The following is a 575-nucleotide window of genomic DNA, read 5'->3' on the forward strand; positions in this document are numbered from 1 at the left end:
CGACATACTTCTGAATGATCTCGACGGCCTGGTCGGTGTTGAAAGTGAATTTTCCGTCCTTGTAGACCTTGACGCCCTGGGCGGCAAGATCACCGAGAGCTGGTGCGATGGAGATGAGGGGCATTGTGCCGTGGGATTTCTCGGTCATCGTAATTGCTTGGGCATAAAGCTCATCAAGTGTGGTCGGAAACTTCTTGGGATCGAGACCGTACTTCTCGAAGGCTTCGGTGTTCCACCAGTTCAGGTCGGTGCCGAGGTACCACGGGTACCCGTAGACGCCGTCGTAACCGTCGTAGGTGTAGGCGTCAATGCCGCCCTTGATATATGTGTTGATGGCTGCCGCGTCAGCCTTCTTGAGGTCCATGACCTTGTTGGCTTTGAGGAGCTGCCACGCGAAGTTCGGCGGTATGTTAATGACATCGGGCAGCTGTCCAGCGGTGGCTTGCTGCTGGACTTTCTCCTCATAGCCCTCGCCTGGCTGGTCAACCCACTTGATCGTTGTTCCGGGATGTTCCTTCTCAAAGGACTTGACGAGCTTCTTGAAGTAGGGCGTGAACTTTTCGTTCTTGAGCGAC

At 54.8% G+C, this 575-nt stretch carries 1 protein-coding gene; it reads right to left on the reverse strand.

The window, feature by feature from the left end; translation table 11 throughout:
• Positions 1-575, reverse strand: a 575-nt coding sequence (locus tag HMPREF0721_RS11260) for an ABC transporter substrate-binding protein (RefSeq protein ID WP_006599922.1), incomplete at both ends; no start/stop codon positions are given.

Origin of the sequence: Pseudoramibacter alactolyticus ATCC 23263, assembly GCF_000185505.1 — a bacterium.
Classification (GTDB): Bacteria; Bacillota; Clostridia; order Eubacteriales; family Eubacteriaceae; genus Pseudoramibacter; species Pseudoramibacter alactolyticus.